The following is a 4,192-nucleotide window of genomic DNA, read 5'->3' as shown; positions in this document are numbered from 1 at the left end:
TGGGGCGGCGTGTGTGTCCTGCTCGGGTCGGGGGGGGGGGTGGGCGCGAAGGACCGCCCCGTGCTCGGTTACGCCGTCCTCGCGGCGATCCCCGTCGACCCGGCGCTGCGCTCGTACGACGTGGTGGCCGGCCGGCTGCCCGACCGCCCCGGCGAGGTGGTGCTGGACGCGCCCACCGTGGCCGAGGAGGGCTTCACCCTCGGCGGGCCCGTACGCGTCGGCGGCAGCGGGGGAGCGGCCCGCCCGTACACCCTGGTCGGCACGGTCGACGTGGCCGGCACCCCGCGCGACGTCGGCGGCCCGTTTATCGGCCTGGTCGGTGCGGACGCCATGGCCGTGACCGGGCAGCGGGGCTACGACCGGATCATGGTGGCCACCGGCCCGGGCGTGACCGACGCGGCGCTGGCCGACCGGGCCGCCGAGGCGGTCGGAGCCGGCGCGACCGTCAAGACGCGCCAGCGCATCCTCGACGACGCGGTCGAGGACGCGGTCCGCGACCTGCAGCAGTTCAACATGGTGCTGCTGACCTTCGCCGGGGTCGCGGTGGTGGTCGCCGGGTTCGTCATCGCCAACACCTTCGCCATCGTGCTCGCCCAGCGGACCCGGCGCACGGCGCTGCTGCGGCTCGTCGGCGCGACCCGGGGGCAGATGTTCCGGGCGGCGCTGCTGGAGTCCGCCGTGATCGGCGCCGTCGCCTCCGCGGTCGGCGTGCTGCTGGGCGTCGCCCTGGCCGGCGGCATGAACCAGCTCATGACGCGGCTGGACGTGCCGGTCTCCGGCGGGCTCACCCTCACGGCCCCGACCGTGCTGCTCAGCCTGCTGCTGGGCACCGCGATCACGGTCGGCGCCGCCCTGCTGCCCGCGTGGCGGGGCACCCGGGTGCCGCCGGTCGCCGCGCTCACCGACGCGGCGGTCCAGCCCGCCCGCGGCGCCGGCCGGCTCCGGCTCGCCGCCGGTGCGCTGGTCTTCGCCGCCGGCATCGCCGCGCTGGTGGCCGCCGCGTCCGCCGTCCAGGTGGTGCTGGTGGCGCTCGGCGGGGTGCTGACCTTCTTCGGCATCGTGCTGTTCGGGCCGGTGCTCGTCCCGGCGCTGGTGCGGGTGCTGGGCTGGCCCGCCCGGAAGCTGTTCGGCGCCACCGCCGGCCTGGCCGTGGCCAACGCGGTGCGCAACCCGCGCCGCATCGCGGCGACCGCGACCGCCCTGGTCATCGGCATCGGGCTGGTGTCGGCCTTCGTGGTGGGCGCGCGCAGCACCAAGGACGGCATCGAGCGCAGCGTGGACGCCGAGATCGGGGTCGACTGGCTGGTCACCGGGATCGGCGGCGACCTGCCCGCGCCGCTCGTCGGCGAGCTGCGCGCCCGGCCCGAGCTGGCGGTGGTGCACGAGCAGCGCAGCGCCGTCACCGCCGACGTCGAGGTCCGGGCCGCCCACCCCGCGCTGGTCGGCCGGACGCTGACCGGGGTCGTGGCGGGCGACGTCGACCGGCTCGCACCCGGGTCGGTGCTGGTGCACCGGGAGTTGGCGGAGGCGCGGGGCTGGACGACCGACTCCACCGTCACCGTGCGGGGCCGGTCCTTCCGGGTGGCCGCGGTCGTCACCGACGACGGGCCGGTCCTGGCCGGTAGCTCCGTCCCGGCCGGTCACGTGATCGACGTGGTGGACGCCGACTTCACCGCGCTCTTCCCCACCGAGCGGGGTTACCTGGCCGAGATCGACCCCGCCGACGGCGTCAGCGCCGACCAGGCCCGGGCCGCCATCGAGGCGGTGGTCGCCCGCTACCCGACGGCCAACCTGATGGACCAGGGGGCGTACAAGAAGATGCTCACCAGCACGGTCGACATGCTGCTCGCGTTCGTCACCGCGCTGCTCGGCCTGGCGGTGGTGATCGCGCTGGTCGGGGTGGCGAACACGCTGAGCCTGTCGGTCGTGGAGCGGACCCGGGAGAACGCCGTGCTGCGGGCGGTGGGCCTGACCCGGGGCCGGATGCGGGCCGTGCTGGCCGTCGAGGCGGCGCTGATGGCGCTGGTCGGCGCGTTGCTCGGGGTCGGCCTCGGCACCGGCGTCAGCGCGGCCGCGATGGCCCTGCTGGCCCGGATCAGCGGGGACTTCGCCGTGGTGCTGCCGCTGGGGCAGCTCGGGCTGATCCTCGGGGTCGCCGTGGTGGCCGCCCTGGCCGCCTCGGTGCTGCCGGCCCGCCGGGCCCTGGCCCGGCCGGTGGTCGAGGCGCTCGGCGACCAGTGACATCCGCCGGCCGGTCCCGTCGCCCACCGGGTGGCGGGACCGGCCAGCGGTGCCGGGTCTAGAGGTGCTCCACCACCGGCCCGGAGCACCGGTTGCGGGAGTCGAAGACGTACCGGGCGTGCCGGACGACCAGGTCGTAGTCGAAGACGTCGTGGTCCGTGACCACCACCACCGCGTCCGCCGCCCGGATCTCCCGCTCGGTCAGCTCCACCACGAGGACCCCGCCGGGGATCTGGTGTGGCTCGGCGTACGGCTCCACCGCCCGCACGTCCGCGCCGAGCGCCTGCAGACGGCGGGCCACGTCGACCGCGGGGGAGTCGCGCATGTCGCCGGTGTTCTTCTTGTACGCCAGCCCGAGCAGCAGCAGCCGGGCCCCGCTGATCGTGCGGCCGGTCCGGTTCAGCCCGCCCATGATCCGCTGCGCCACGTGCTCGGGCATCTCGTGGTTGACGTCGTTGGCCAGCTCGATGAACCGGAACTGCCGCCCGAGGCGCCGCTTGACCTGCCAGGACAGGTAGCACGGGTCGATCGGCAGGCAGTGCCCGCCGACGCCGGGACCGGGCCGGAACGGCATGAACCCGAACGGCTTCGTCTCGGCCGCCTCGATCGCCTGCCAGACATCGATGTCCAGGTGGTGGGAGAGCATGGTCAGCTCGTTGATCAGGGCGATGTTGACCTGGCGGAAGGTGTTCTCGATCAGCTTGGTCAGCTCGGCCACCTGGGTGGAGCCCACCGGCACGGTCCGCTCCACGATCCGCCGGTAGAACCCGTCCACCCGGGCGAGGGAGTCCGCGTCCACCCCGGAGACGACCTTCGGGGTGTTCTCCAGCCGCCACGTCTGGTTGCCCGGGTCGATCCGCTCGGGGCTGTAGCCGAGGTGGAAGTCGCCCGGACTGCGCAGCCCGCTGGCCGACTCCAGCAGCGGGCGAAGAAGTTCCTCCGTGGTGCCGGGGTAGGTGGTCGACTCGAGCACCACCGCGCAGCCCGGCCGGACGTACGGGCCGATGCCGATGCCGGCCTGCTCGACGAAGCTGAGGTCGGGCGTGCCGTCGCGCAGCGGCGTGGGCACCGTGATCACGCAGATGTCGAAGCCCTCGGCGTCGGCGTACTCGGTGCTCGGGTGGTACCGGCCGCTGGCCAGCGCCCGGCCCAGCCGGTCGGCGGGGATGTCCTCGACGAACGACTCGCCCGACGCGAGCCGCTTGACCCGGTCGGAGTCGACGTCCAGGCCGACCACGTCCAGGCCCGCCTCGACCGCCCGCATGGCCAGTGGCAGGCCGACGTACCCCTGGCCGATGACGACCAACTTCTCAACGCTCACCCGGACTCCCGAGGCAGACGGAAACAACCTGCTTGGGAGCCTAGAGGGATCTCTGTGCCTGTAAGTCCGTTTTGGGATTACCGGTGCTGCCGGGGTCCGCGCAGTGTCGGCAGTGCGTCACCGTACGCGCCCGAACGGGCCGGACCGCCCGCCGGGGGTGCGGCGGCACGGTGCCGAGATCAGGCCGAACGGTCCGTCGCCGCGCCGCCGCCCCCGCCCCCCGGCGGGTTGTTCGTGTCGCCCCCCGGCGTGCTCGGCCCGCCGCTCGCCGGGGGAGTGGGCCCCGTCGACGCGCCCGGCGAAGAGCCGTCGCTGGGCGTCGGATCCGTGCTGCCCGTCGGCCCCGGGGACTCCGGGTCGGCCGTCTGGCTCGGCGGGGGCGACTGCGGCGGCACGGTGGCCGACGGCGACGGACTGGAGGTGGACCCGGCGGGCCGGAACGGCCGACCCCGGTCCGGGTTCCGCTCCTGCTCGGTCGGCGCCTCCGCGCTCGGCACGGCGGCCGGCGCCGTCGTCTTCGGCACGTTCACCGCGGGCGCGTCGGTGTCGCCCGTCGCGCCGAGCGCCGCGCCGAGGCCCGCCAACGCCACCAGCACCGCCGCGGCCGCGCCCACCAGGGGGCCGCGGCGC

2 protein-coding genes and 1 pseudogene are annotated in these 4,192 nt (G+C 75.3%); 2 read left to right on the top strand and 1 reads right to left on the bottom strand.

The window, feature by feature from the left end:
* Nucleotides 1–9 precede the first annotated feature (9 nt).
* Entirely contained in the window at nt 10–2,241 is a 2,232-nt protein-coding gene (locus AB0L34_RS23680) for an FtsX-like permease family protein (protein ID WP_363706659.1), read from the top strand.
* A 58-nt stretch (nt 2,242–2,299) separates the two neighbouring features.
* Here AB0L34_RS23680 and AB0L34_RS23675 read toward each other — a convergent pair whose 3' ends face one another.
* Nucleotides 2,300–3,562: a nucleotide sugar dehydrogenase gene (locus AB0L34_RS23675; RefSeq protein WP_363706632.1), complete on the bottom strand. Its 1,263-nt coding sequence runs from the start codon at nt 3,560–3,562 to the stop codon at nt 2,300–2,302.
* Nucleotides 3,563–3,796: 234 nt separating this feature from the next.
* On the opposite strand from AB0L34_RS23675, the pseudogene AB0L34_RS23670 reads away from it, so the two are divergent.
* A pseudogene (locus AB0L34_RS23670) lies at nt 3,797–4,192 on the top strand (hypothetical protein); the annotation flags it as partial.

The sequence above is a fragment of the Micromonospora sp. NPDC052213 genome (assembly GCF_040679695.1).
Taxonomy (GTDB): Bacteria; Actinomycetota; Actinomycetes; order Mycobacteriales; family Micromonosporaceae; genus Micromonospora.
Note: the sequence above shows the minus strand (reverse complement) of the source record. Positions and strands in the feature narration are given on the sequence as shown.